General features: G+C 27.9%; 24 protein-coding genes and 2 tRNA genes. 21 read left to right on the plus strand and 5 right to left on the minus strand.

Annotated features, from left to right (window positions below; genetic code table 11):
- Nucleotides 1–188 precede the first annotated feature (188 nt).
- From BS62_RS13570 to BS62_RS13605, 8 genes are all read left to right on the plus strand, one after another.
- Nucleotides 189–264 (plus strand) — tRNA-Val (locus BS62_RS13570).
- A 5-nt stretch (nt 265–269) separates the two neighbouring features.
- Nucleotides 270–360 (plus strand) — tRNA-Ser (locus tag BS62_RS13575).
- Nucleotides 361–455: 95 nt separating this feature from the next.
- Nucleotides 456–3383 carry an ATP-dependent DNA helicase gene (locus tag BS62_RS13580; RefSeq protein ID WP_496491815.1) on the plus strand — a complete coding sequence of 976 codons (2928 nt, stop codon included), beginning with the start codon at nt 456–458 and terminating at the stop codon, nt 3381–3383.
- A 165-nt stretch (nt 3384–3548) separates the two neighbouring features.
- On the plus strand, nt 3549–4460 hold the full coding sequence (nadA, locus tag BS62_RS13585) for a quinolinate synthase NadA (RefSeq protein WP_496491816.1): 912 nt from the start codon (nt 3549–3551) through the stop codon (nt 4458–4460).
- A 5-nt stretch (nt 4461–4465) separates the two neighbouring features.
- Nucleotides 4466–5917, plus strand: coding sequence for an L-aspartate oxidase (locus tag BS62_RS13590; protein WP_496491817.1), 1452 nt, complete (start codon nt 4466–4468; stop codon nt 5915–5917).
- Nucleotides 5910–6743, plus strand: a complete 834-nt coding sequence (gene nadC, locus BS62_RS13595) for a carboxylating nicotinate-nucleotide diphosphorylase (RefSeq protein ID WP_496491818.1) — start codon at nt 5910–5912, stop codon at nt 6741–6743. The genes BS62_RS13590 and nadC overlap by 8 nt, the downstream gene beginning before the upstream one ends.
- A 139-nt stretch (nt 6744–6882) precedes the next feature.
- A complete protein-coding gene (locus BS62_RS13600) occupies nt 6883–7557 on the plus strand; it encodes a hypothetical protein (RefSeq protein ID WP_496491819.1) in 675 nt (224 codons plus the stop codon).
- 167 nt (nt 7558–7724) lie between these two features.
- A complete protein-coding gene (locus BS62_RS13605; RefSeq protein ID WP_496491820.1) occupies nt 7725–8120 on the plus strand; it encodes a hypothetical protein in 396 nt (131 codons plus the stop codon).
- Here the strand turns inward: BS62_RS13605 and BS62_RS13610 are convergent.
- Nucleotides 8117–9358, minus strand: coding sequence for an MDR family MFS transporter (locus tag BS62_RS13610; protein WP_496491821.1), 1242 nt, complete (start codon nt 9356–9358; stop codon nt 8117–8119). The two genes, BS62_RS13605 and BS62_RS13610, sit on opposite strands and share 4 nt — an antisense overlap.
- 165 nt (nt 9359–9523) lie before the next feature.
- Between BS62_RS13610 and BS62_RS13615 the strand changes: the two genes are divergently transcribed.
- From BS62_RS13615 to BS62_RS13625, 3 genes are all read left to right on the plus strand, one after another.
- On the plus strand, nt 9524–10270 hold the full coding sequence (locus BS62_RS13615; protein WP_496491822.1) for a DUF554 domain-containing protein: 747 nt from the start codon (nt 9524–9526) through the stop codon (nt 10268–10270).
- A gap of 52 nt (nt 10271–10322) precedes the next feature.
- Nucleotides 10323–10574 carry a hypothetical protein gene (locus BS62_RS13620; RefSeq protein WP_496491823.1) on the plus strand — a complete coding sequence of 84 codons (252 nt, stop codon included), beginning with the start codon at nt 10323–10325 and terminating at the stop codon, nt 10572–10574.
- A gap of 483 nt (nt 10575–11057) precedes the next feature.
- On the plus strand, nt 11058–11666 hold the full coding sequence (locus BS62_RS13625; protein WP_496491824.1) for a ribonuclease H1 domain-containing protein: 609 nt from the start codon (nt 11058–11060) through the stop codon (nt 11664–11666).
- Between the two features lie 25 nt (nt 11667–11691).
- On the opposite strand, the gene BS62_RS13630 is transcribed toward BS62_RS13625, so the two are convergent.
- The 3 genes from BS62_RS13630 to BS62_RS13640 form a co-directional block, all read right to left on the minus strand.
- Entirely contained in the window at nt 11692–13074 is a 1383-nt protein-coding gene (locus BS62_RS13630) for a sensor histidine kinase (RefSeq protein ID WP_496491825.1), read from the minus strand.
- Nucleotides 13071–13775 (minus strand): response regulator, encoded by a 705-nt coding sequence (locus tag BS62_RS13635; protein ID WP_496491826.1) that lies wholly within the window; start codon nt 13773–13775, stop codon nt 13071–13073. Before BS62_RS13635 ends, BS62_RS13630 begins: the two co-directional genes overlap by 4 nt.
- Nucleotides 13776–14050: 275 nt before the next feature.
- Nucleotides 14051–15955 carry a peroxiredoxin gene (locus BS62_RS13640; RefSeq protein WP_496491827.1) on the minus strand — a complete coding sequence of 635 codons (1905 nt, stop codon included), beginning with the start codon at nt 15953–15955 and terminating at the stop codon, nt 14051–14053.
- 153 nt (nt 15956–16108) lie between these two features.
- On the opposite strand from BS62_RS13640, the gene BS62_RS13645 reads away from it, so the two are divergent.
- The 3 genes from BS62_RS13645 (at nt 16109) to BS62_RS13655 (ending at nt 18055) form a co-directional block, all read left to right on the plus strand.
- The gene (locus BS62_RS13645; protein ID WP_496491828.1) at nt 16109–16396 is read left to right on the plus strand and encodes a hypothetical protein; all 288 of its coding nucleotides are present in this window, start codon (nt 16109–16111) and stop codon (nt 16394–16396) included.
- Nucleotides 16397–16531: 135 nt separating this feature from the next.
- The gene (gene namA, locus BS62_RS13650; RefSeq protein ID WP_496491829.1) at nt 16532–17548 is read left to right on the plus strand and encodes an NADPH dehydrogenase NamA; all 1017 of its coding nucleotides are present in this window, start codon (nt 16532–16534) and stop codon (nt 17546–17548) included.
- Nucleotides 17549–17713: 165 nt separating this feature from the next.
- Nucleotides 17714–18055: a hypothetical protein gene (locus BS62_RS13655; RefSeq protein ID WP_496491830.1), complete on the plus strand. Its 342-nt coding sequence runs from the start codon at nt 17714–17716 to the stop codon at nt 18053–18055.
- A gap of 75 nt (nt 18056–18130) precedes the next feature.
- Here the strand turns inward: BS62_RS13655 and BS62_RS13660 are convergent, their stop codons facing one another.
- Nucleotides 18131–18730 (minus strand): undecaprenyl-diphosphatase, encoded by a 600-nt coding sequence (locus BS62_RS13660; RefSeq protein ID WP_496491831.1) that lies wholly within the window; start codon nt 18728–18730, stop codon nt 18131–18133.
- Nucleotides 18731–18937: 207 nt separating this feature from the next.
- Between BS62_RS13660 and BS62_RS13665 the strand changes: the two genes are divergently transcribed.
- The 7 genes from BS62_RS13665 to BS62_RS13695 form a co-directional block, all read left to right on the plus strand.
- Nucleotides 18938–19777, plus strand: a complete 840-nt coding sequence (locus BS62_RS13665) for a PP2C family serine/threonine-protein phosphatase (protein ID WP_496491832.1) — start codon at nt 18938–18940, stop codon at nt 19775–19777.
- Between the two features lie 79 nt (nt 19778–19856).
- Nucleotides 19857–20561, plus strand: a complete 705-nt coding sequence (locus BS62_RS13670) for a hypothetical protein (RefSeq protein WP_496491833.1) — start codon at nt 19857–19859, stop codon at nt 20559–20561.
- A gap of 142 nt (nt 20562–20703) precedes the next feature.
- Entirely contained in the window at nt 20704–22101 is a 1398-nt protein-coding gene (locus BS62_RS13675) for a hypothetical protein (protein ID WP_496491834.1), read from the plus strand.
- A 21-nt stretch (nt 22102–22122) separates the two neighbouring features.
- Nucleotides 22123–23559, plus strand: a complete 1437-nt coding sequence (locus tag BS62_RS13680; protein ID WP_496491835.1) for a VanW family protein — start codon at nt 22123–22125, stop codon at nt 23557–23559.
- A gap of 198 nt (nt 23560–23757) precedes the next feature.
- A complete protein-coding gene (locus BS62_RS13685; protein WP_496491836.1) occupies nt 23758–25014 on the plus strand; it encodes a VanW family protein in 1257 nt (418 codons plus the stop codon).
- A 131-nt stretch (nt 25015–25145) separates the two neighbouring features.
- Complete coding sequence (locus BS62_RS13690; RefSeq protein WP_496491837.1) at nt 25146–25919, plus strand: hypothetical protein; 774 nt, start codon at nt 25146–25148, stop codon at nt 25917–25919.
- 161 nt (nt 25920–26080) lie between these two features.
- A partial coding sequence (locus tag BS62_RS13695) for a fascin domain-containing protein (protein WP_496491838.1) occupies nt 26081–26410 on the plus strand: 330 nt, incomplete at its 3' end.

The following is a 26410-nucleotide window of genomic DNA, read 5'->3' on the forward strand; positions in this document are numbered from 1 at the left end:
CAAAACTGCTGATTATATATTCAGCAGTTTTTAAATTATAAGGAAATTCTAATTTCCAACTACTAAACTTGAGCAACAGACCTGTTTTTCAAGGTTGTTGGCGACATGAGCGTAGCGAATTTTTTTAATTATATATATTGACTAAGATATAAATAGATGATATATTGTTATATATAGTAATAATATTTGGGACCATAGCTCAGCTGGGAGAGCACCTGCCTTACAAGCAGGGGGTCACAGGTTCGATCCCTGTTGGTCCCACCAAATATGGAGAAGTACTCAAGTGGCTGAAGAGGCTCCCCTGCTAAGGGAGTAGGTCTCGCAAGGGGCGCGAGGGTTCAAATCCCTCCTTCTCCGCCAATAAATTAATAATATTAAAAAGCAGGTATATATCCTGCTTTTTTTATGTCTTATTTAAAATGAGCGCAGCGATTTTAAGCATTATAGGAGGCATTATGTCTAGTATAAAAAATATAGATATATACAGTATTATTAAAAATGTAGTTTTTTTAGATATAAAGCTATCACAGATACTAGAAATATCTATGATTAAAATAGATAACTGTAATTCACAATATTTTAAACAAGCTATAGATTATAAAAATGCTTCTAAATATGATTTAGAAAATATAAAAGATGATATTTTAAAATTTATAGGTAATATGCCTATTATAAGCCATGACTTTGGATCTAAAAAACAACTATTGAGAAAGTATATAAGCAAAGAGATGTATATAGAAAATGTTTGTTTAGATTCTATGGAACTAAGTGCAGTATTAGAGCCTACAATAAATAATTTTAGCTTAGAAAATTTAACAAATAATACTACAAATTATAAATATGAAAAATTAGAAAGTATAATAGCAAATATTTACTTAGTAAATTCTCTTTTAATAAGATTTTGGAAGAATAAATTAGGTACTGAACACTTAGATATAATAGGCTTTTTAGGAAAAGAAGATAGTTGGAACTGGACTAAGTACTTATATCCTGTTGAATATGATAATGATTGGGATATAAATGTAAATTTTAACTACGATGAAAGAAACAATAAAAATATAAATAGTAATATAGATATAAATTATAGCACTTATGAAGAGCTTTTAAAGTATAGGGATATATGGCAAAGAAATAGCAGTTTTAAGTATTTCTTTAGAGAAGGACAGTACAATATGTCTAGAGAAATACGAAAGTCTTTAGAAGAAAATAAAGCAGTTTGTATAGAAGCGCCAACGGGTATAGGTAAGAGTATTGCTTATTTACTTGCATCTGTAATTTATTCATATATAAAAAAAGAAAAGGTGTTTATATCTACAAATACAAAAAACTTACAAAATCAGTTAATATCAAAGGACATACCTAAAATACTCGAAATATTAAATTTAGGTGATAAGATAAAGTACTTAGATATAAAGGGGAAGAAAAATTATACATGTTACCAAATATTTGATAGATATATAAAAAGCCAAAATTTTAGTGATGAAGATAAATTATCATTATTATATATACAAAGGCTTATTGAAAATGGAGAATTTGGCGATATAGAAGAAATTAATAGTTGGGCCAAAGATAACTTTAAAAATTTGAATAATCATTTGAATAATATAAGAATAGAGTCAGAATTATGTTTTCCTAAAAGGTGTATATACTCAAGAAAATGCTATTATGCAAATAAAATAAAAGAATTAAAAGAAGCAAATATAATAGTTGTAAATCATTCTCTTATGTTAAATTGGGCTTATAATACTGAAGTTGGACCTATGAAGAATATAATAATTGACGAGGCTCATAATTTAATAGATCAGTGCTATAATGCCTTTTCAGATGAAGTAGAATCTATAGAAATACAAAAGTTATTAAATGATTTATATGATTATAGAAATAAAAGAGGATATATATACTATTTTATGAGTCTTTACAAATTATCTAACTTTGAAAGTTTTAGAGAACATATAGAAAATATAAATATGAGAATGTATGTTGTAGTAGAGTTTTTAAAGAAAAGGTATTATAGACAAAGCGATTATAACTATGTTGAAAACATAGATTTAAATGATGATTTAAGTGAGATAAAAGAACAGTTTGATGAACTATCAAAATCTCTTGAGCATTTTGCAATAGATATAAATAAAATGCTACAAAATATAGACGAAGAAGATCAAGAAGACATACTTTATAAAACATTAGATTTTTATGTTGCTAAACTAAAGAATATGGTAGTATGTATAACTGATTGTTTTGAACAAAAAGAAAGTGGATATTGTTATAGTATAGAAGTAAACAAAGACTATATTGGGTGGAAGATAAATAAAACTGAGCTAGATATAGCAAAAAGATTTAAACTTGAAATTTTGGACAATTTAGATAGTATTGTATTTACATCAGCAACATTAAGGGTCAATAATTCATTAAACTATTTTAAAAATACACTTGGAATAAATAAATTAGAAAATTCTAGGTTATTAAATGATGTTATAGAAAAACCAGTATTTGATTATAAGAAAAGAAGTGTTATAGGTATCCCTATGGATATCGGCGGTTTTGATTATAAAAATGAGGAAATATTTATAAATAATATGTCCAAGTTTATTATAGATATAGGAAACAATGTAAGTGGAAATATTTTGGTATTGTTTACAAGTACTAGACGTAAAAATCTTGTTAAAGATAAGATAATGAAGCCATTAGAAGATATTGATATTATGGTATTTGACGACAATAAAAGTGTAAATAAATTAAAAGATAGTAAAAATAGATGTGTAATATTAGGTTCAAAATCACTTTTTGAAGGGGTAGACATACCTGGGGATAATTTAACTTGTGTAATATTAGATAAGATACCTAATATAAAGCCAAATGAACCACTATCTAAATCTCTTATGAATAAATGGATAAAAGATAATAAATATGTTTTAAAAGATGATAATGATAGATTACCTTATAATAAAATAAATTATCCAAAGGTCATAATAAATTTAAAACAAATATTTGGAAGACTACTGAGAAGTAAATACGATTACGGTTATTTTTTTGTTTTAAGCGGACTAAAAGAACAAAATTGGTCTAGTGTTCGAAAAATAGAAAGAGATATGAGCGGACCTTTGATTTTAAGAAGAAATACAGATGATTTTATTATTGATATGAAAAACAGATATAATAACTGGAGAACATTAAATTTAAATGAAGTTATTAGTGAAATTATAGATAAAATCAATAATGTTGATATAAATTCAAAAGAAAATGAAGACAAACTTAAAAAATATTTAAATAATGAATTTGATAAAAGAAGCTTGAACTGTAAAATAAGAAAAATATATATAAAACAAAAATGTAAATATATTGAAGTAAACTATGGAAATGGACTATATAGATATAAAATCTAATATAAAAACCCTTAAAAAGATAACATACTTTGTTATCTTTTTATTTTTTGCAGACATTTCTTTTAAAATAGTATAAAATATAAATTGTGTTAGATGTAAATACAATTTATTGCACCTGTAAAGTGATGTGTAAAGACATAATGCAAATGTGGGGAGGACTACAAAATGACAAATTTACAAAAGGAAATAATGAATATAAAGAAAGACAAAAATATAAAGATATTAGCTCACAATTATCAAACATATGATATACAACAAATAGCAGACTATGTTGGAGATTCATTTTATTTAAGTAAAATATCTCAAGAATTAGATTGTGATACAGTAGTATTTTGTGGTGTAAACTTTATGGCGGAAACTACAAAAATGCTATCTCCAGATAAAAAAGTAATACTTGCAAATGAAGAAGCTTATTGTCCTATGGCGAGAATGATATCTCCAGATGATATAATAAAGTTTAGAGAAGAAAATCCTGATTATACAATAGTTTCTTATGTAAACTCTACAACAGAAACAAAGGCATATGTAGATGTATGTGTAACATCATCAACAGCACTTAAAATAATGAATCAAATAGAAAATAAAAATATACTATTTGTTCCAGATGAAAACTTAGGAAATTATATAGCAAAGAAAATACCAGATAAAAACATAAAGTTATGGGAAGGTTACTGTAATGTACACGATAGAGTAACTACAGAAGAAGTATATGACCTTAGAGAAAAGTATCCTAATGCTTTATTATTAGTTCATCCAGAATGTAGAGAAGAGATAGTAAATTTAGCAGATTTTGCTGGGTCAACATCAGAAATAATAAAACAAGCAATAGAAAGTCCTAATGATGAAATTATAATAGGTACTGAGGTAGGGGTATTAGACTATTTAGAAGCTACAGTTCCAAATAAGAAATTCTATTTATTATCAAAACATCTAGTATGTCCAAATATGAAAAAAACTAAGTTAGAAGATGTATATAAGGCTGTAAGTGGTGAAGGCGGAAGAGAAGTAGTTATAGAAGCAGAATTAATGAACAAAGCTATAAAAAGTATAAACGAAATGATAAGATTGGCTGAGTAGATATTATGACATATGATGTTGTAGTTATAGGAAGCGGTATAAGTGGCCTTTATACATCTATAAATTTAAGTGAAGATTTAAATGTACTTGTTATATCTAAAGATGAACTAAACATAAACAATAGCTATTTAGCCCAAGGTGGAATAGCTGCTGTACTTGATAAAGAAGACAATTATGAAATTCATATAAACGATACGTTAATAGCTGGAGAGCATACTAATAATACAAAGCATCTAGATATACTAGTTAAAGAAGGACCAACTGATGTAATGAAGTTGGTTGACATAGGAGTTGATTTTGATAGAGATGAACATGGTAATCTATCAAAAACTTTAGAAGGTGGTCATTCGAAAAAAAGAATAGTACATCATAAGGACAAAACAGGAAAAGAAGTAATAAATACATTATTAAACTATATTACAACTAAAGAAAATATAAGTACTATAGATAAAACTTTGGTAGCTGATATAAATAAGGAAAACGATATATTCGAGGTTGGTATACTAAAAGATGAAGAACTTAAAACTATATATTGCAAAAGTTTGGTTTTGGCAACTGGCGGAATAGGAAAAGTATATAAATATACTACAAATTCAAAAATAGCAACGGGTGATGGAATAGCACTAGCTCATAAATTAGGTGCAAATATAAAAAATATAAGTAAAATTCAATTTCATCCTACAGCTTTAAATCTAGGGTCTAATGAAAGATTTTTAGTATCAGAAGCTGTAAGAGGTGAAGGAGCATTTTTATTAAACAAAGATGGCCACAGGTTTATGCCGGGCTACGATGAAAGAGGAGAACTTGCTCCTAGAAATGTTGTGGCAAAGGGTATATACGATGAGTCAATAAAACTAAACAGTGAGGAAATATATATTGATATATCTCATAAGGATAGTGAATTTATTAAAAATAGATTTCCTAATATATATGATAACTGCTTAAAGCATGGACTTGATATAACTAAGGATAAAATACCCGTATTTCCATGTGAGCACTATTTAATGGGTGGAATAGATGTAAATGAAAACAGTGAAAGTAGTGTTGAAAACTTATATGCTGTAGGAGAATGTTCTCATACAGGTATACATGGAAATAATAGACTAGCAAGTAACTCTTTACTTGAAGGATTGGTTTTTGCAAGAAGAGCAGCACAAAACATAAACAAAGTAATAAAAAGTGATAAAATTGAAATTCATAATAAAGAAAGTAAAGTTTATAACAAAGGTACTATAAATATAGACAATAATTTAAGAAATAAAATACAAAATATAATTCAAGATTCTTACTTTATAGTATTAGATAAAGAAAAGTCAAAAAAGGGCCTTATAGAAATAGATAATATAGTAACTGATTTAAAAAGTAATGATTATATAAAAGATGTAGATTATTATGAAATAAGAAATATGGCTATAGTATCTAAACTTGTATTGGGGGAGGTATTAAACTGTGATTAATAAGCTTATAATTGATAATGTAATAAAAAGTGCGTTAATTGAAGATATAAATTATATAGATATAACAACAGATAACTTAATAGATGAAAAACAAATATCTGAAGGATATTTTTTAGCGAAAGAAGATGGAATAGTATGTGGAATAGAAATATCCAAAAGAGTATTTGATATATTAGATGACAATATAGAATTTGCCATAATAAAAAAAGATAAAGATAAGATAAAAAAAGGTGATATAATAGCAACTGTAAAGGGAAGTACAAAAACCTTGTTAAAAGGGGAGAGAACAGCTCTAAATATATTACAAAGATTATCTGGAATATCAACTTATACTAATAATTTAGTTCAGTTAATTAAAGATTGTAATACAAAAATAGTTGATACAAGAAAAACTACTCCTAACTTAAGACCATTAGAAAAATATGCAGTTAAAATAGGTGGAGGGTTTAACCATAGATACAATTTATCTGAATCAGTTATGATAAAAGACAACCATATACAAGCTATGGGATCTATAACTAATGCTGTTAACAAAATAAGAGAAAACATAGGGCATACTATAAAAATAGAAGTAGAAGTTAAAAATATAGATGAATTAAAAGAAGCTCTTAGTTTAAATACAGATATAATAATGCTAGATAACATGAGTGTTGATGAAATGAGTGAATGTGTTAAAATAAACAACAAAAAAAGCATACTAGAGGCATCTGGAAATATTACTGAAAATAATATAGTAGATGTTGCAAAAACAGGGGTTGATATTATATCCCTAGGAGCTTTAACTCACTCAGCAAAGTCTCTAGATATATCTATGAAAATAAAATAAATTATATTCTATAAAAAACAAAAACTACTGATTTATTGATCAGTAGTTTTTGTTTTTTATAGAATATTTTAGGTAATACTACAAAACATATATTTATGATGATTTAGCAAACTAATACTTTCAAGGAGGGCTTTTTATTATGAACAAAAGAAAGTTGCAAGTTGTTTTAGCTTTAACGTTCTCATTAACTATTTTATTAAGTGGATGTACGAAAGGATCGAATGAAACTGGAAAAGAACATGACCAACTTAAAAAAGAAAATACAACATTGGCAAAGGAAAATAGTAAGCTTGAAGGTAAATATGAAGAATTAGAAGAGCAAATAGAAGTAATAAAACAAGAATTAAATGGCCTAAAAGAAGCCAAAGAAGATGACAATACCCAAGAAGAAGATAATAATAAAGAAACAATTAAACTTTCTATATATACAAAGAAACCAGGTTCAAATAAAATACAAGAGGGTCCAAAGACAAATATAACATCGGATAGTACATTAGATCAAAAGTTACAATTATTAGCAGATCATGTATCAACAATACAATATAATCAAATAAAATTAGAAGTTGGTTCTATAGAAGAAGGAAATGCTGTAATTAAGATAAAGGAAATTACAAATGAGTATGAACAAAGCTGGGTAAAACAGTATTTTGAAGATGAAGTTAAAGCTGAAGAAACTATAAATTGTCTAGTTGAAACCTTTTTACAAAGAAAATACGAAGGAGAATGGATAAAATCTGTAGCCTTTGTATATGAGGGAGACCCACTTTGGAAAAATGGTTATACACAAAAACTTGAAATAATACAAGATAGATAAGACACGCAATATGCGTGTCTTATTTTTTTATAATTTTTGAACAAAGTCTCATTTGATTGTTGATGACATGAGAGTAGGAATTTTTTTAAAATTTATAATATTTTAGGAACATGGACAAGTAGTATTATATAGAATATTTATAAGATATTATGAAAGGGTGAGAGAAGATGCTTTACTTTACATGGGGAATTGTAACTCCTAGCAAAAACTATAGATGTAAATTGACCATGCCGTATGTGTTTGACAATTATATAAGAAGGGACATTAAAAAATATATAGCTGATGAAATTAGAAATGTATATCTAGATATAAGAAATTCCAGTATTGTAATGTCAAAGTTTCATCAATGCCCTAAAGTAAACTATTTAATACTTCCAGTATATCTAGATAACACAAGGTATTTTGCACACGTAAAAATAGATACTAAGAGTAAAGTAATAGATATAATTATAGAAGATAAAGAAGAATTTGATAAAAATAAGAATTATTACGAAAATGTTGCTGATGCATTAATAATAACTAATTTTAATGAACTTAAGTTTAATATAGATTCAGGGTACTAGTTAGTACCCTGAATTTTTTTCTTATCCCATATATATAATTTATTCATTAATATACAACCTATAAAACATACTAAAAACACAATAGGCCATCCTATAGCAATATTGTCCTTACTTATAACGAATCCCATAATAAAAGGTCCAAATGTAAATCCTGAATGAGATACTAACGATATAACAGAGTTAAATCTACCCCTATGAGACTTAGGAGTATGAGATGTTAAGTAAACATTTGTATTTGTACTTTGAAGTATTTCGCCTATTGTCCATATAATAGTTGATAATATAAAGATTATAAAAGCATTTGCAAAATACAACATTCCAAATCCAATTGCAAAGAATATGCCAGCTATTGTTATGTTGAAAAGTGGGCTATTCTTTTTAGTCAAGCTAAGTATAAATGTAGTTCCAACTACGACTAATATAGCATTTACAGATGTTGATATCCCATAAAGCTTTGCACCATGATCTCCAAATAAATGTGTCATATGCATAGGTAGTATATACATAGTTTGGGCATAACCAAAAGAGAACATAGCACTTATAAGAGAAAATATTAAAAGATAAGGCCTATTAAAAAGTACTTGAATTAATGTTCCCTCTTCATGTCTTTCAAGATCAGATGAGTCTATAGCAAGTTCAAAGTTATTACCTGCTTTATCAGGCATAGTTTCTTTAATCATAAAAAATATAAGTACTAAAGACAACAATGTAGTAAATGCATCTCCTATGAATAATAATTTTGTATATTTACTATATAAAAACCCAGCTACAATAGGGGCAATGCCATATCCTATATTTATACCTAGATACATTAGGGAGAAAGCCTGAGGTCTCTCTTCTTTAGTAGTTACATCACCTACAATAGCATTGATACATGGTCTAACAGCGCTTGAAAAAAATCCTGATAGTACAAGTAAATAAGCAATATAAATTGATTGTTCTAAAAGGCCACAAATCATAAATATTAAGGCAGAGATAAAATTAAAAAACAATAAAGTGTTTTTTCTTCCATATAAATCTGCAAACCTTCCACCTATTAAAGAACCTGGGATGGATAATAATGAATAAAATAATATAAATCTTCCTGCAAGAGATGGACTCATATTAAGTTTCTCTGTCAAAAACAATGTTAAAAATGGGAAGACAAAAGCTCCAAGGGTGTTTATAATATTTGCAATAAATAATATGTAAACACTTTTAGGTAAACCCCTATAATCTTTAAAAATTGAAATTTTCATAATATTTATCCTCTTTTATATAAATTTTTCTTCAAATAATATAATATGTAAATTATAATTAAAATGATACAGTACATATTAATATAAAATACGTTATATAAGGATATATTCCTCTATATATGTATCGGTATATTGTACAAAAGATAAAAACTAAGGGGGAGAAATATGTTCGGAGTATTGGTAAATGCTTTAAGTGTGGTTGCAGGAAGTTTAGTAGGTGTAGTTTTAAAGAAAGGAATAAAGGATAAGTATACACAGACTATAATACAAGGATTGGGACTTGCAGTAGTAGCTCTTGGAATTATGGGATCACTAGAAGCTAACAATATGTTAGTAGTAATTGTAAGTATTGCTATAGGAAGTATAATAGGTGAGTGGATAGATATAGAAAAGCTACTTGAAAACATGGGAGACAAAATACAAAGTAAAGTTTCAAAACCTAAACATGAAAATAGATCTGTAGGAAGTATGGAGCCATCTATTAGTTCAACTTTAGAATCTGCAGATGAAAATCAAGGTAGTATAGCTAAAGCATTTGTTGCAGCTACACTTATGTACTGTAGTGGAGGTATGGCTATAGTAGGTTCACTTCAAAGTGGATTAGAACAAAATCATACAACACTGTTTATTAAATCTATATTAGACGGAGTAACTTCTATTGTATTAGCTTCAGCTATGGGAATAGGGGTAATATTTTCAGCTGTATCGGTGTTTTTATATCAAGGCTTAATAGCAATAAGTGCATCTTATGCTAAAGGTTTATTAACAGATGTAGTTGTAGCCGACATGTCTTCTATAGGAGGTCTATTGATACTTGGAATAGGAATAAACGTATTAGGGTTAGCTAAGATAAAAGTAGGAAACATGATTCCAGCAGTAATTATACCTATTATATATTATTCTATTTTTTAATGTAAAATGTTTCTCACTTGATGCATATAATGTATTAAGTGAGGTGGCTTATATGGAAATATTGTCAATTTTATTTACATTTGCAGTAGCGACTTTATCTTCAATACTAGCAGAAAGTAAAAATAGAAATGGAGCAATATGGTTTATACTAGGATTAGTATTTAACGTATTTGCGTTATTAGTATTAGTTTTTTTAAGAAAAAAAGAAGATTTACAATGTATTAAAAGATGCTTCCACTGTGGAAAAGACGTTAACTGTAGTGATGAATTTTGTCCGTTTTGTAAAAAGGAATTAGACATATAATACAAGTACAAGGCTAGTTAATAAACTGGCCTTAATTTTTGTTAAAAAAAGTTGTTAAAAAAATATTGACTATTGTATACAGTATATGATATATTAAATGTACAGATTAAGAGATATTTGCCCCTTTTTATATAAATAAATTCCCCCCCGAAAAAGAAGTTCTTTTTAAAGAAGTTCTTTTTTATTGAAAAATTTTAGAATATACAAAAAACTTTAAAAGGTAAGGTTTATTAAAAAATTTGTCGAAAGAACACTAACACTTCTAGGTAAAATGCTTAAATTAGTATTGTCATTTATAATTAGGATATGATATTATAAATCTAAGGGGTAAGCAATTACCGAATAGGAAGCACATATAAGGTTGAGAAATATTGGGGGAAATATTGATCGGAAAACGTTTTTTATATGGGGAGTTTTGTAAGGTTCCTAATTTTATTAGGAATCTTTTTTATTACTAGGAAATTACAATTTAGGAGTGATACTGTGGCGAAGAAAAAGGTATATGCAGTTAGAAAAGGAAGAAAAACTGGATTGTTTAATACATGGGATGAATGTAAGGAGCAAATAAGTGGATTTTCTGGAGCAGAATACAAAAGCTTTTTAACACAAAGTGAAGCAGTTGAGTACCTTGGATTAAATAAAGATGAAGATATAGATAATGAAGATCAAAAAGAATTTGAACATATGGTTTCATATGTAGACGGTAGCTATGAAGATAGTCTAAAAAAATACGGATCTGGAGTAGTTATATTATATAAAAACGATAAAATAACTTTTAGTTTACCAGGAAATGATCCGAGATTTCTTTCAATGAGAAATGTGTCAGGTGAAATAATAGCAGCTCAAAAGGCCATGGAATATGCATTAGAAAACAATATAGATAAACTTGATATTTATTATGATTATGAAGGCATTGAAAAATGGTGTACTGGAGTGTGGAAGGCCAATAAAGAAGGCACTAAACTTTACAGAGATTTTTATAACAGTATATCCAAAAAATTAAAAGTAGATTTTATAAAGGTAAAAGCGCATAGTGGAGATAAGTACAACGAAGAAGCTGATAAGCTTGCAAAAGAAGCTTTAGTAAAATAGGTAGAGATCTTGATAAGATCTCTACCTATTTTGGTATATAAATTTCAAACTTAGTACCTTTATTTTCTGCGCTTTCTACATCGATACTTCCATTATGAAAATCAACTATAGCTTTAACTATACTAAGTCCTATACCAGCACCACCTGTAAGCCTAGTTCTTGATTTATCTACTCTATAAAATCTGTCGAAGATATATTCTATGTCTTCATGTGGTATTCCAATGCCATCGTCTTTAAATATTAATTTAATTCCATTTTTATGTCCAAGTATTTTTACTTCAATATTTCCGCCTTCATTTGTGTATTTTATTGAATTTGATAATAAGTTTATTATAACTTGAGTTAATTTATCTTTATCAGCATATATAGTTAAATTATTATTTGTAAAATTAACAGTTATGTTTTTTCTTTTATATTCTGATTCAAAATTAGTGATTGTATTTTGTACAAGTTCTCCTATGTTAAATTCTTGTTTATTAATATCTTTATAATCTTGTTCATACATATATAATTTTTCTAAATCCTGTACTAATCTACTTAACCTTAAAATTTCCTCATAGCAAACTGATAATCTCTCTTTAGTAGGATCTATTATTCCATCAATTAATGCTTCTAGTGTTATCTGCAGTGAAGTAAGTGGCGTTTTTAATTCATGGGATATATCCTTAGTTAGGTTTTTTCTTATATCGTCTTGTCTTTGCAGAGATTTTGCTAAGTCATTAATACTAACAATTAAATTATCTAACTCTAAAGTATCCACTTTTTCATCTATTCTTTGATTGTAATTTCCCTTAGATATATCTTTAGTAGTTTTCGCAACCTTAGAAATTGGCCTTACTATATTATTAGTAACTAAGAAGCCTACTACAATAGAAGCGATTAGTGCTATAAAGCTTGAATATATTAAAACCTTGTTCAATGTTTTTAGGTACAAAATGTCATTTTCACTATAATAATCAGGATATGACCCTATTGATATAGTTCCAACAGAATTATTTTTTATAGTTATATCATATTTATTAACCGTATACTTTTTTTCCCAATTTGGAAAATGCATCATCATATGTTCGCTCATATTATGTAAAATGTTGTTACACTTATACAAATTGTATTTGTGAGCATCCCAAATTATTTTTCCTTCATCATCATATATAGTTATAATAAATCCATTATCTAAGGCCTCACTACCTATATCCTCAATAGTAGTTAAATCCCATTTACCTAGGTTTTTATAACTTCTTTCTAGATCATTCACTATAGATTTATTATTATTTTCTCCTCTTGATAGTATATATTCTCTAAATTGATTTTCAATTAACCCGTTTGCAAGTAAGGCCACTGTTAATACACTTATAATAGCAACTAAAATGTAAGATAGAGTTAGTTTATATCTTAATTTAAGCTTCATTTATTTCTTCCTCCACAAAACTTATATCCTATACCATATACTGTAATAATATATATTGGATTTTTAGGATCATCTTCTATCTTTTGTCTTATGTTTTTGACATGGGTATCTATAGATCTATCCATTCCATCATAGTCATATCCTAAAGCAAGTAAAACCAATTCTTCTCTAGTAAAAACTTTATTTGGATACTTAACCATACTAAGTAATATTTTATATTCTGTAGCAGTGAAGTTTAACAATTCTCCACGTTTTTTCACTTCATAAGTACTATGATTAATTATTATATCGTCATTGTTAAAAGAGTGTATATTATTACTCTGATTTGTATCTTTATTTATTCTTCTTGAAATAGCATTTATTCTCGCCACTAGCTCTTTGGCTCTAAATGGTTTTGGTATATATTCATCTGCACCTATATTTAAACCTTCTATAACACTAGCTTCATCGCTTTTAGCTGTAAGCATTACAATATATACATTTGAATTTTTTCTAATTGCCTTGCAAACTTCAGTGCCTAATATATCTGGAAGCATTATATCTAATATAACAATATCTGGATTATGTTCATTGAAGTTTTCAATTGCGCTTTTTCCATCAAATGATTGGTGTATAATATATCCTTCTTTATCCAAATAGTTTTTTACAATTTCATTTATATTAATTTCATCCTCTACGATTAAAATACTTACATTATTCATTAATAATCCACCACCTTTTCTTTTATATTATTTTATCAAATAATTGTATGGATTTTATGAAGATTTTAATATAAATCCAAATTTTATTAAAATTTTCACATAAAACACACATTACAGTTTATTTTTTCACAAATAACACACACAAGAGTAGTAATATATATTTGTAAACAAAAGTATACTATTAATTAATAGTATTAAAATTGCTCCCTTAAAATTAATATATATAAAAAGGACCTTACTGAATTTCAGTAAGGTCCTTTTACATGATTTTTATATTAACCTAAAACATTTGAAGGTCCTAGTGTAAGTGGAAGTTCATATCCTAAATATCCTTCTAATTCATTCTTTAATGAAACAGGATCTCTCATAGCCCTTGACATTGCATCAGAGAGTATATTGGCTTGATCGTAATTTGCAGTCCAAGCAAATAGTCCACCTAAACAATTTTCAAGTGCATATAAACCTTTATAATATATAGCTAATGAATTATCATATGACATAGCAAAGTCTTGATCTGAGTTTTGAATTAAATAAGAAGCCTTAGCTGCATTATCCCACTTAGCTGTGAAACCATTTTTATTTATATAATTTCTTCTTAACTCATCAAAGGTTCTATAAACAGAAGCTCCTAGTCTTCCATAAAAAGGAATTCCAAGTAGTAATTGTTCAGGTGGCATTCCAGCTGCTATTAAATTTCTAACCCATATATCAACACTAAATCCTGGTAGTGATAAGCTTGAAGGGAATAAGTTTGCTTGATGCTTTCTAGCATTTCTACTTGTTGATGGTTCTCCAGCTGTAAAGTCGTAAGCCATTATATTGAAATAATCTATTATAGGTGCTATAGCACTTATATCTGCGCTTCTTCTAATATAATCTTGTGATCCAGTACCTGCAACACTTAGCCATTTATCTTGACCTATTGCATTTCTTACATCTTGAAGTAAAACTGTAAAGTTTGCTCTATCTTGAGGTGTAGCCTTTATTCCAGCGGCGCCTACTCCTGGATATTCCCAGTCCATGTCAACACCATCTAAGTTATACTCATCTATTGTTCTAACAATACTTTGAGCAAATGTATTTCTTCTAGAAGAATTTGCTGCTGTATCTGAGAACCCTTCAGCACCCCATCCACCTATAGCTAAAACAACTCTAAGATTAGGGAATCTTTCTTTATATGATACTAATTGTCTTAAATACTGAGGTTGAGGTACTCGTATTGTTGAATCAGGATTTATTTCAGCAAATGCCCATATAGCAACATCATGTAAACTAGCATCAAAGTTTTTTGGATTACCATATACATAATTTACAACTAATCGATTGTTCGCATTAGGACAATTTGCACCTGGAAGTTGTGGCTGAGGTAGTCCTTCTGGTGGTGTAACAGGAGCAACACTTACTGTTTCTACTACATTTTCAAATAAATTTTCACCTATACAACCTTGTTGCATATTCATAGGAATATTTTTTTTGCCATTATTATTAATAGGCATTGTACTCATAGGCATTGTTCCTTGTGATGCAGGCAATTGATTTACTCTATCTGGCGTTAGGCATAAGTACCAATCCATACAGCCATATCCGTTGCCACAGTTTGTAACTCTTTCTTTTAGTTGTTCCCATGTTTGAGGATAAGGCATTATTACAGGCATACCTGGAATCCAATTAGCTGGAGTAACAACCTTTTGTGAATCGCCAGTTTGAAGTGAATCTAATATACGCAGTATTTCAGGGATATTTCTACCTGTTGATGCTGGATAGTAAAGTATTGTTCTTAAAATTTGATTAGGGTCTATTATAAATACTGCTCTTACTGTTGATGTTTCACTCATATCAGGAGATATCATACCATAAAGTCTTGCAACTTTAAAACTTCTATCATCTATTATAGGGAATGGTATTTCAACTCCAGTGTGTAAATATATATTATAAACCCACGCTAAGTGAGAAGGAGTACTATCTATACTCAGGCCTATAAGTTGTGCATTTTTACTTCTAAATTGAGGATAGTATTTAGCAAATGATAAAAACTCAGTTGTACAAACAGGCGTAAAATCTCCTGGATGTGAAAATAATACAACCCATTGGCCTCTAAAATCAGAAAGCCTAATAGGCCCAAAGGTTGTATTTGCAGAAAAGTCAGGGGCCTTAGCTCCTAAGTTTGGTAAGGAAGGCATTATAAATCACTCCTTAAAAATATTTTTTCCTTCTTTTATAATATTAAATTTAATTAAAAAATGTTACTAAAAAAATTGATATTTTTTGTAAAATATGGTATATTAGATATGCAATTATATGTAGGTTTTTGGAGATATTTGGGAGGAAGAGAGATGAAAAAGGTTTTAAAAACATTTCTTCAAGCAGCTAGTATATGTGCTGTAGTGGTAATGTTAACAATGGGGATAAACTTTGCATTAGGAGTAAATGTTAGAATAAGCTATTATATGGTTATGTTAGCAGGATTTATTGGATTATCTCTTATATGGAGTGTGGGGACATATGTACTAAAATTAAAGATGTTAGGTGTTCCAGTTAAGAAAAATATAAGAAGTAAAAAAGTTGTTAGTCCTGTTAGACAAATAAATTATGATAATATAAGACGACGTAAAGTATCTTAAAAAGCATGGATTATCCATGCTTTTTTTATATACAGAAATTACCATGTATGATTTTTGGTCAGAATCCTTTCAAAACCTGAATTTGTAATGTATATTAATTATTGAATAAAACATTTATATGGGGGGCAGTTAATAATGACAAACCTTTTTAGTTCGTATAAAATAAAAGATATGGAGTTAAAAAATAGAATAGTAATGGCTCCAATGTGTATGTACAGTTCAAATTCTAATGGTTATGTTGAAAACTTTCATTTAGTACATTATACTTCAAGAGCCATAGGTGGAGTTGGACTTATAATATTAGAAGCTACAGCAGTTGATCCTGATGGTAGACTTACTGATAAAGATTTAGGTATATGGGATGACTCTCATATAGAGGGATTAAAGAAAATAGTAGACGAATGTCACAAGTATGGGGCTAAAGTAGCTATACAATTAAACCATGCAGGAAGAAAATCTACAGTGGCAGAAGAACCTATAGCTCCAAGTTCTATAAAATTTAGTGATGAATATTCTACTCCTAGGGAAATGACTAAGGATGACATAAAAAGAGTACATAAAGCATTTATTGATGGTGTAAGACGTGCAAATGAAGCTGGATTTGATGCTATAGAAATACACGGAGCTCATGGATATTTAATAAATGAGTTTTTATCTCCATTAACTAATGAAAGAAATGATGAGTACGGTGGATACAAAGAAAATAGAGTTAGGTTTTTAGATGAGTTAATATCTAAAGTTAAAAAAGAATGGCCAAATAATAAGCCTTTAATGCTTAGAGTTTCAGCTGAGGACTATATGGCAAATGGAAATGTTGCAGAAGATGTAGCTGATATGATAAATCTTATGGACAATAAAGTTGATATAATAAATGTAAGTACTGGTGGAGTTGTAGATACTCGTGTAGACTCATACCCTGGATATCAAATAAAACACAGTGAAATCATAAAAAATATTACTAATATCCCTACAATAGCTGGTGGTCTTATTACTAATTCTTATATGGGTGAAGAGATAATTAGAAATAATAGAGGAGATCTAGTATTCTTTGGAAGAGAATTACTTAGAAATCCATACTTCCCTATGAAAGCAGCTAATGAATTAAATTATAATATAGAATGGCCAAAGCAATATAAAGCAGCTAAAAGATAATAAAATTAAATAAAGTTTATACTTAAAATCACCATGAAATCCACATGGTGATTTTTTAGAATTTATATTAAATTTGAGAAATATGTGGTAGAATATATAATATGAAATAGATTCAATATTACGAAAATTAAGAAATGCACACAAATTATAAGAGGGGTGTTTGATATGGAAAACATACTAAAACAAAATGCTTATAATTCTCTATATGAAATATTTTCTTCAGCTTGTTATTGCATGGATTTAGATTTAAACCAACTTTGCACTGAACTTTTAAATTGTGTAAATGATGAAAAAGAACTTACTCATATAGGTAATTACTATGATTTCTTACAAAAAGAAAGCCATTATAAAAATAGCTTCGATATAAGAGACACAATACACAGTGAATTAGAAACTATATTTAAATATGAAAATAAAGATGCTCAAAACGAAATAATAAGAATTTTTAATGAAAGTATAAAACTAGAAATGATTAAGACATTAGACAAATATTATTATAATGTATAGTATTAAATTACGAAATCAACAAATACCCTTGGATAAATTCCAAGGGTATTTATTATTCTAATAATAAATATATAATTAAAGTTTATTAGAATTGTCTTTTGTAGGTAAAATGTAACCTTCATATTTTTCATAAATTTGAAGGAATTGTTTAACTATATCTAACTTAGGTACTATTAAGTAAGAGCTAAGTGCTGAAATTATAGCTATAATTGCGCCTACAATTACATCTAAAGGATAATGAACTCCTACCCAAATACGTGAAAGCCCTACAAAAAAAGCTAGGACAACCCACAAAAATCCGTGATTTTTTCTAAACAACCAAAAAGAAATGCAAAATGAAAAAAATAAAATAGTATGGTCACTTGGAAATGAATTATCTATACTTCTCTCAATAAGTTTATTAACATCAGACAGTACTGCAAAGGGTTGAAGATTTGAATGAAATTTACCTAATATTTTTCCAATTGTTTCAGCAATAACAAAAGAAACACATGAGCTAATAACCATAATTCTGTTATTATTTTTTTTAATAAACCAATATATAAGTATACTAAAAGCTAAAATATACACTGTATATTCTGAAATAAATTTAAAAGCGGGATTTAAGGATGTATATTGCTTACCTAAATCATTAACTGCTCGAAATAAAGTAATATTTAATTGTGAAAAATTCATTTTATATTCCTCCTTATTTATATTATTAAGTAAATTATATTGAATTTGCTTTGTATGTAAAATCGATTAATATTACACTAACATTACAGTTTTGAAATAAATGATTAAGACATTAGGCAAATATTATTAAATGTATAGCAATTAAACCTCTTATTGTATATTAATATCAGTAAGAAGTTTAATTTATTGTGAGAAAGGAAAATGTCTATGTCACAGGTAGCAAAATGGGATGTTATTGGAGATAGTGTTATAGGATATAGCCACAAATTATCTAATACTAACTGCCAAGATTTTATTTCATATGAAAAACTAGAAAATGGCGTTGTAATAGCCCTTGCAGATGGTCATGGAAGTCCATCTTGTATGCACAGTGAAATAGGTTCAAAACTTGCAGTGGAAACTGCCATTAATACACTAAAAAACATTTATAACAAGGTATACAACGGAAAAAATATAGATGAAAAAAGACAAACTAGAAGAATAGAATATATACAAAAGATTGTAAAAAGCGATAAGTTTAAAAAAAATATAGAAAATACATGGAAGAAAAAAGTTGAAGACCACCACAAAACAATATATCCTGTCGTATATAAAACTAACTACGTTAAATATGGAACAACTTTAGTGGCAGCTTTGGCAACAGAAAGTTTTATAATATATATAAAAATAGGGGATGGTGATATATTTACCTATAACATAGAAGAATCAGAAACATACAAGAGGATAATAGAACAAGACAAAGCTATATACAACTTTATAGTAAATTCAATGTGTTTAGATGAAGCATATAAGTATATAGATATTGAATTTGATAACTTTTATAAAAAAAAGCCTCCTGTTGCTATACTTCTGTGCACTGATGGTTATTCTAATTCATTTGAATTAGATGAGGAAATTTTTGCATCAATAAAAAATTATTATGAACTTGCAAAAGTTGGGGATAAAGAAAATATACAAAGAACCCTAAACCTAGAGCTTGAGAGCATGTCAAAGCTAAAAAGCAGAGATGATATATCATTTGGAATTGTTTACAACATTGTTAATTAATTTGTTTATATTTGACCGTATTTATTAATATGTGGTAAAATTTATATTATATTTTTGTCAAAGTAAAGGGGATTACAACATGATTAACAAAAGAAAAAATATAGTAGTTTTATTATCTATAACTTCGGTTTTAACAATATTAACTGGATGTAGTTCGAAAAAAGGAATTGAATCTTCAAAACTAAGTGAAAAAGTTGTAGAACAAACAAAGGTTTTAGGAGTAGAAGATAAAGATAAAGAAGATGAAAACTTAGAAAATGAATTAAAAATTGACGATAAATCACAAGATGTAAAAAAGCCTACAGAATTTAAAAAAGAGCAACTAAAAGAAGCTGAACAACGTATGGAAGAAAGTTTTGAAATAAAAACTCAAATACAAAACAAAACAAATAATCCGTTGACTAAAGAAGACATAAATTCTTTGAAGTTAAGTAATGAAAATTTAGCTAAATACAACAATGAATTAGAATCAAAATTTGCCAAATATCCAAATCTAACTCAAGAAGACTATGACATTTCGCTTAAAATTATAGATAGTATGGTAAATGAAATAAATAATATGAACAAAATCCAAAATAATTCAGATCAATTCAAAGGTCTTTTAGTAAATACTATAGAAGGTTTGGTAACTACAAAGAATTATATTACACAAAGTAGAAATTACGACTTAACATCTCAGCAAGCAGTATTAGTACCTGAGTTATTAAAAAAATGTATAGATATATACAACGACAATATGGCTGATATATTATCGTCAATAAATGATTATGTATATAGTAAATAAATATTAAGGTTTAAAGGGCTGTTTATTAACAGCCTTTTGTTGTGTATGTTTACAGTCAGAGTATGTAGTTAATAATAAATATATGTGATATAATATTTTAATATAAGATATAAGGGCAAATAGTGTAAAGGGTGGTATTATAATGGGTATAAAGCTGTATATAGATAAAATAGTAGAGTATATAGATATTAATAGTAAAAAAATAATTACAATAACTATATCCATATTAGCTATCTTAGTTTTATCAATAGTTTTATTTATAGGAATTGGCAATATGTCTGTAAGCAAAGAAGTAGGAAGATTAATGAACTATATAGAGCAAAGGAAATATAGCCAAGCTATATCCTATTATGAAAAAGTAAAGGAAGACTTAGGATCAAAGGAAGAAGAAAGATTTGAAGATAATGCTGGAAAGAAGATAAATAAGCTACTGTTAGAATATGGTTCTAAGTATATAAATGGAGAAATAGGAAAAGAGTACTTAATAGGATTTATAAATACTATAGATAAGATGAAAACAATACAACTAGATGGTGAAAGTATATTAAAGCAATCTGAAGAAGTAAAAAATATGTACGTAAATGATAAGATAGACTATAAAGCTGCCAACGGGTACATAAATGCTGTATCTAATTTAAATATAGCTAAATATGAAATAGAATCTTACTCTACTATAATAAACACATATGAAGAATCAAGAGTAGTATACAAAGATGCAGTACAAAAACAAGAAAAGAAAATGTACAAAGAAGCTATAGAATCATACAAAAAGGTTATCAAAGAAGATACTAAATACTATGAATTAGCTCAAAAGAAAATAAATAATTGTATAGACGTTATGTATAATTATTATATAACAAAAGCTGAAGAATATAACAAAGAAGGTGATTATTCTAAGGCTCTAGAAACTATAAATTACTTACAAAAGTACTATGAGGATGATGAAAAGATATACAAATTACATCAAAAGTACACTAAAAACTTTGACGAGTATAATATGAATAACACTGAAGTATTAAATCTACTAGTTAAAAAAATAAAAATAAACAAAGAAAATCTAGATGTTGGCATATATCAAGAAATGATAGGAACTAAAAAGTATTATTATGTAGAGGCATCTTCACAAAATAAAATTATTAATAAATTCTTAATAGATGCAAAAACAAGAAAACTATATGGATATTTAGATGAAGACATAATTTATAATAGCAATGGTTGTGATGGGCACTGGAGAAAAAATGAAGAGGGAATAATTGAATTTGCTATAAATAAAGGTGAAGCAGTTAATCTAGTAAAAAATAAAACAAAGGAATTTGACAAGAAACTGCGAAATATAGAATATATTGAAAAAGAAAAAGCACTTAGATATTTAGATAAAAAATATGAAAAAAATATTAATAAACTATATAACGGAAAATACGATATAAATTATTATATTGTAGCTAAATCGGGATTCTTCTCAAAATCCGTATTTATAGTAGACCCATATAAAAATAAAGTTTACTACTGTGGAGAAAGTGGTATAACTAATATTAAATAACCACATGAGGGGAGCTATTAAATGAAACTAAATAAAATACAAATTGCTGTAGGATCTGCTGCTATACTTGGAATAATAGTAATTCCACTTGTATTTGTGTCATCTGCAATTAATAGCAACAAAATAATACCTAATACTTATGTTGATGATATAAACATAGGTGATTTAACTAAAGATGAAGCAGTTAAAAAGTTAGAAAAAGAATACAATGAAAAAACTATATCAATAAAGTACAACGATAAGTCTTGGAATATATTAGCCAATGATATAGATTTTAAATACAATATAGCTGAAACAGTAGATGATGCTTATAACTCTAGTAGAGATGGGAATTTTGTTGAAAATGCATCAGATACCATATCTGCAAATTTTGGAAATAAAACTAATATAAAACTAGAATTAAATTACGATAAGTCAAAACTTAACAAAAAGATAGAAGATATAGCTAAGGAAATTGATGTACCAGCAAAAGATGCAACTATAAATATAAACGGGTCTAATATAAATGTAACTAAAGAAGTGGTAGGAAAGAAAGTAGAAATATCAGATACTAAAAAGGCTATAGAAAACGGAATAATAGATAATAATTTTTCAATAGATTTAATTGTAAAAGAAGACAATCCTGAAGTTACTGAAGAACAATTAAAATCTATAGATACTGTACTTGGACAGTATTCAACTAACTTTAATGCAAGTGTTGCAGGAAGAACTTATAATGTTAAACTAGCAGCACAAAGTACAAGTAATATAGTACTTATGCCTGGAGAAGAGTTTTCATATAACGACTCAACAGGTCCAAGAAGTATAGCAAATGGATATCAAAATGCTCCTGTTATAGTACAAGGAGAATTACAAGAAGGTGTAGGCGGGGGAGTTTGCCAAGTATCTACAACTTTATATAATGCAGTATTATACTCAGGGGTAGACATAACTAATTTTAGAAATCACTCTATACCTTCAAGTTATGCACCAAAGGGAAGAGATGCAACAGTAGCCTATGGAGCTATAGATTTTAAATTTAAAAATAACTTTAAACATCCAATATATATAAAAAATACAGTATATGGAAATACAGTACTTTCTCAAATATATGGAGCAAAAGCAGATAACGCAAATATAGAAATAGTTACAACTACAGATAAGGTAGTAGCATCTTCTGTTAAAAAAGTAAATGATAGTAACTTAGAAATAGGAATAGAGAAAGTTACTCAAAAGGGAAGAGATGCATATTCTGTATCAACATATAGAGTATACAAAGATGGAAGTGGAAAAGAAATAAAAAGAGAAAAAGTGGTTAATTCTTATTATCCTGCAAAACAAACTATAATATCTGTTGGAACTAAAGTGCCAGAGCCAAAAGCACCAGTTGTACCGCCGGTAACACCACCAGTTACACCACCGGTAACACCACCAACAACTGAAACATCTACACCACCAGCTTCGACTCCGGCTCAATAACTACATAATCAATAAATCTAACCGTTGGAAACTTATCCAACGGTTTTTTTAATTTCCAACTTCTAAACTTAAGCAACAGACCTGGTTTTCAAGGTCGTTGGCGACATGAACGTAGCGAATTTTTAGTATGCTTAGTTATATTAATTATAAATTTTTAATATATATTTAATATACTATTAGGTTTAAGGAGTAGACGTTATGGTGAAGGGTCAATTTGTTAAAAATAATAAAGGTAAATTAATTGGATCAGTAGTTTTAATCCTATGTATAATCATAGTAGGTGCAATGTTTTTTTATAATAAGTATATGAATACAAGTACCATACCTGAGAATATTTACATAGAAAGGACATATGTAGGCAATCTTACGAAGTCAGAGGCTATAACAAAGTTAGAAAAAAGATATATACCAAAGACTATAAAGTTAACATATGAGGATAAAATTTGGAGCATAGAACCAGCTCAAATAAACTTAAAATACAATATAAAAAAGAGTGTAAATAATGCTTATAACTACACTAGAGATAAATCATATATTAAAAATATATCGAGGATGATTGAACTACATAAAGGAAATAAAAAGAGTATAAAGTTAGAAGCCATTCATGATGAGGCAAAACTAAGTGAAATTATGCAAAATATATCAAATGATATAAATGTAGATATGAAAGATGCTACTTTAAATGTAAATGATGGAGGCGCTCTTGAAACTACAGAAGCTAGGGAAGGTAAACAAGTAGACATAGGAAAAACTAAAGAATTTATATACAATAATATAAATGAAAAAGAATTTGAAGAAATAGAAATAATTGTAAATACAGTACCTCCAAATATAACTACTGAAGATGTTAAAAGCGTAAACACTATATTAGCTCAATTTACTACTACATTTAATGAGTATTCTTCAGATAGAGCTCATAATATATTAAAAGCAGGTCAGAGCACTAGTAATATAGTTTTAATGCCAGGAGAAGAGTTTTCATATAACAATTTGACAGGTCCTAGAACAGGATACAATGGATATAGGAATGCTCCTGTAATAAGAAATGGAAAACTTCAAGATGGAGAAGGTGGAGGAGTATGCCAAGTATCTACTACTATATACAATGCTGCACTATATGCAGGTCTTGAAATAACTGAAGTCAGAAATCATTCACTACCATCTCATTATGCTCCAAAGGGAAGAGATGCTACAGTTGCTTATGGATATCTAGATTTTAAATTTGAAAATCCTTATAACCATCCTATATATATTAAAAATATAATTAAATATGGGCATGTAACTACAAAAATATATGGATGTAGTAAAGATAGACAAATAATACAAATAAAAACAGAACAAAAAAGAGAAAAAGATAACTATGTAGTAAAAACTTATAGGATATTTAGAAACTCACAAGGAAAAGAAATAAAAACAGAACATATAAGTACCAGTAAGTATAAAGTTGAAAAATAATAAAAGACAAGGGGCAATTCAACATGAATTGTCTCTTTTTCTATTTATTTTTATGTTTAATAAAATGACAATAAGTGGTATTATATAATTGTATTACATTTTTTGTGAATGTAGTTATGGAGGGTGACGATATGAGGAACATTAAGGTGTTTTTGTATAAAGACAATATAAGTTATGATTTAAATAAGCATATAACCAAAACATATAATGTCGACAGTGTTGAATATGTATATATTAACAATGAATATATAATGAATAATAAAGAGGATTTTTTTGAAAAATTTAGAGAATGTGATTTAGCTTTTATCGTATATGATTTGGACAGGGATATAGATAATTTACACATAACAAAAACATTAGATTTTGTATCTAAGGTATCATATACTGCTGATATATTTACCACGGGAATATTTTTAAAGGAAAATAACTATAAAAAATATAATACTTCTAAGTTTAAGAAAAATATTAATAAATTAAAGAAAAATATAGATGCAATGTTACTACTTGATAAAAATGATGAGTATGATAATATAGAGTCCCATATAATGGAATATATAATAGATATATTAATAGATAAAAAAATAAAAATGGGTGATATAAAGTTTTGCCTAAAAGATGGCGGAATGTCATATTTAAGTAAGGCACATACAAGGGGAAGAGGAAAAGAAAAATATATAGATGTTATAGATAAAATTTTGAAAAAGAAGGATATAGATGAAGTGATAGATAAAACTTGGTCTGTAATAATGAAAATAAGATGTGATAAAACTCCTTATTTAATAAATAATTATATAGATTATTTTAAGGAAAAATTCGATTACAATTTAAACTTAATATATTACATATATGAAGAAGACGATATGAACGATGATGTTGAAATGACAATTATAGTAACAGAATGTTAAGAAGAGCATAGCTCTTCTTTTTTTTGAGCAACGGGCCTGGTTCTCAAGGGCGTTGGCGACATGAGCAAAGCGATTTTTGAGCAACGGGCATGACTTTTAATAGAACCTATTTTATAACAAAGACATATTATATAGAGACTATAAAAATAGGGGGGATAATTTTGAGTTATTATAATCCATATACAAATTATTTAAACAAAGTATATACAAGTCAAAGACAAACACTTCCAAATAAAATAGCATTAAGGGCCAATAATGGTCAGTATGTAGTAGCAGAAAATGGCGGTGGAGGTCCTATTAATGCAAATAGAGATGAAGTGGGACCATGGGAAACATTTACAGTAGTAGATAGAGGTCAAAATAGAGTCGCTCTACAGGCAAACAACGGTCAGTATGTATCAGCAGAAGGTGGCGGAGGAAGAGAGTTAGTAGCAAATAGAGATGAAATAGGACCATGGGAAACATTTACAGTAGTAGATAGAGGTCAAAAT

It is taken from the genome of Sporacetigenium mesophilum DSM 16796 (genome assembly GCF_059569055.1).

Excerpts from the sequence above, each read along its gene's own strand:
- BS62_RS13580 (WP_496491815.1), top strand. The coding sequence starts at position 456 with ATGTCTAGTATAAAAAATATAGATATATACAGTATTATTAAAAATGTA.
- nadA (WP_496491816.1), top strand. The coding sequence starts at position 3,549 with ATGACAAATTTACAAAAGGAAATAATGAATATAAAGAAAGACAAAAAT.
- BS62_RS13590 (WP_496491817.1), top strand. The coding sequence starts at position 4,466 with ATGACATATGATGTTGTAGTTATAGGAAGCGGTATAAGTGGCCTTTAT.
- BS62_RS13600 (WP_496491819.1), top strand. The coding sequence starts at position 6,883 with ATGAACAAAAGAAAGTTGCAAGTTGTTTTAGCTTTAACGTTCTCATTA.
- BS62_RS13605 (WP_496491820.1), top strand. The coding sequence starts at position 7,725 with ATGCTTTACTTTACATGGGGAATTGTAACTCCTAGCAAAAACTATAGA.
- BS62_RS13610 (WP_496491821.1), bottom strand. The coding sequence starts at position 9,358 with ATGAAAATTTCAATTTTTAAAGATTATAGGGGTTTACCTAAAAGTGTT.
- BS62_RS13615 (WP_496491822.1), top strand. The coding sequence starts at position 9,524 with ATGTTCGGAGTATTGGTAAATGCTTTAAGTGTGGTTGCAGGAAGTTTA.
- BS62_RS13620 (WP_496491823.1), top strand. The coding sequence starts at position 10,323 with ATGGAAATATTGTCAATTTTATTTACATTTGCAGTAGCGACTTTATCT.
- BS62_RS13630 (WP_496491825.1), bottom strand. The coding sequence starts at position 13,074 with ATGAAGCTTAAATTAAGATATAAACTAACTCTATCTTACATTTTAGTT.
- BS62_RS13635 (WP_496491826.1), bottom strand. The coding sequence starts at position 13,775 with ATGAATAATGTAAGTATTTTAATCGTAGAGGATGAAATTAATATAAAT.
- BS62_RS13640 (WP_496491827.1), bottom strand. The coding sequence starts at position 15,955 with ATGCCTTCCTTACCAAACTTAGGAGCTAAGGCCCCTGACTTTTCTGCA.
- BS62_RS13645 (WP_496491828.1), top strand. The coding sequence starts at position 16,109 with ATGAAAAAGGTTTTAAAAACATTTCTTCAAGCAGCTAGTATATGTGCT.
- namA (WP_496491829.1), top strand. The coding sequence starts at position 16,532 with ATGACAAACCTTTTTAGTTCGTATAAAATAAAAGATATGGAGTTAAAA.
- BS62_RS13655 (WP_496491830.1), top strand. The coding sequence starts at position 17,714 with ATGGAAAACATACTAAAACAAAATGCTTATAATTCTCTATATGAAATA.
- BS62_RS13660 (WP_496491831.1), bottom strand. The coding sequence starts at position 18,730 with ATGAATTTTTCACAATTAAATATTACTTTATTTCGAGCAGTTAATGAT.
- BS62_RS13665 (WP_496491832.1), top strand. The coding sequence starts at position 18,938 with ATGTCACAGGTAGCAAAATGGGATGTTATTGGAGATAGTGTTATAGGA.
- BS62_RS13670 (WP_496491833.1), top strand. The coding sequence starts at position 19,857 with ATGATTAACAAAAGAAAAAATATAGTAGTTTTATTATCTATAACTTCG.
- BS62_RS13675 (WP_496491834.1), top strand. The coding sequence starts at position 20,704 with ATGGGTATAAAGCTGTATATAGATAAAATAGTAGAGTATATAGATATT.
- BS62_RS13680 (WP_496491835.1), top strand. The coding sequence starts at position 22,123 with ATGAAACTAAATAAAATACAAATTGCTGTAGGATCTGCTGCTATACTT.
- BS62_RS13685 (WP_496491836.1), top strand. The coding sequence starts at position 23,758 with ATGGTGAAGGGTCAATTTGTTAAAAATAATAAAGGTAAATTAATTGGA.
- BS62_RS13690 (WP_496491837.1), top strand. The coding sequence starts at position 25,146 with ATGAGGAACATTAAGGTGTTTTTGTATAAAGACAATATAAGTTATGAT.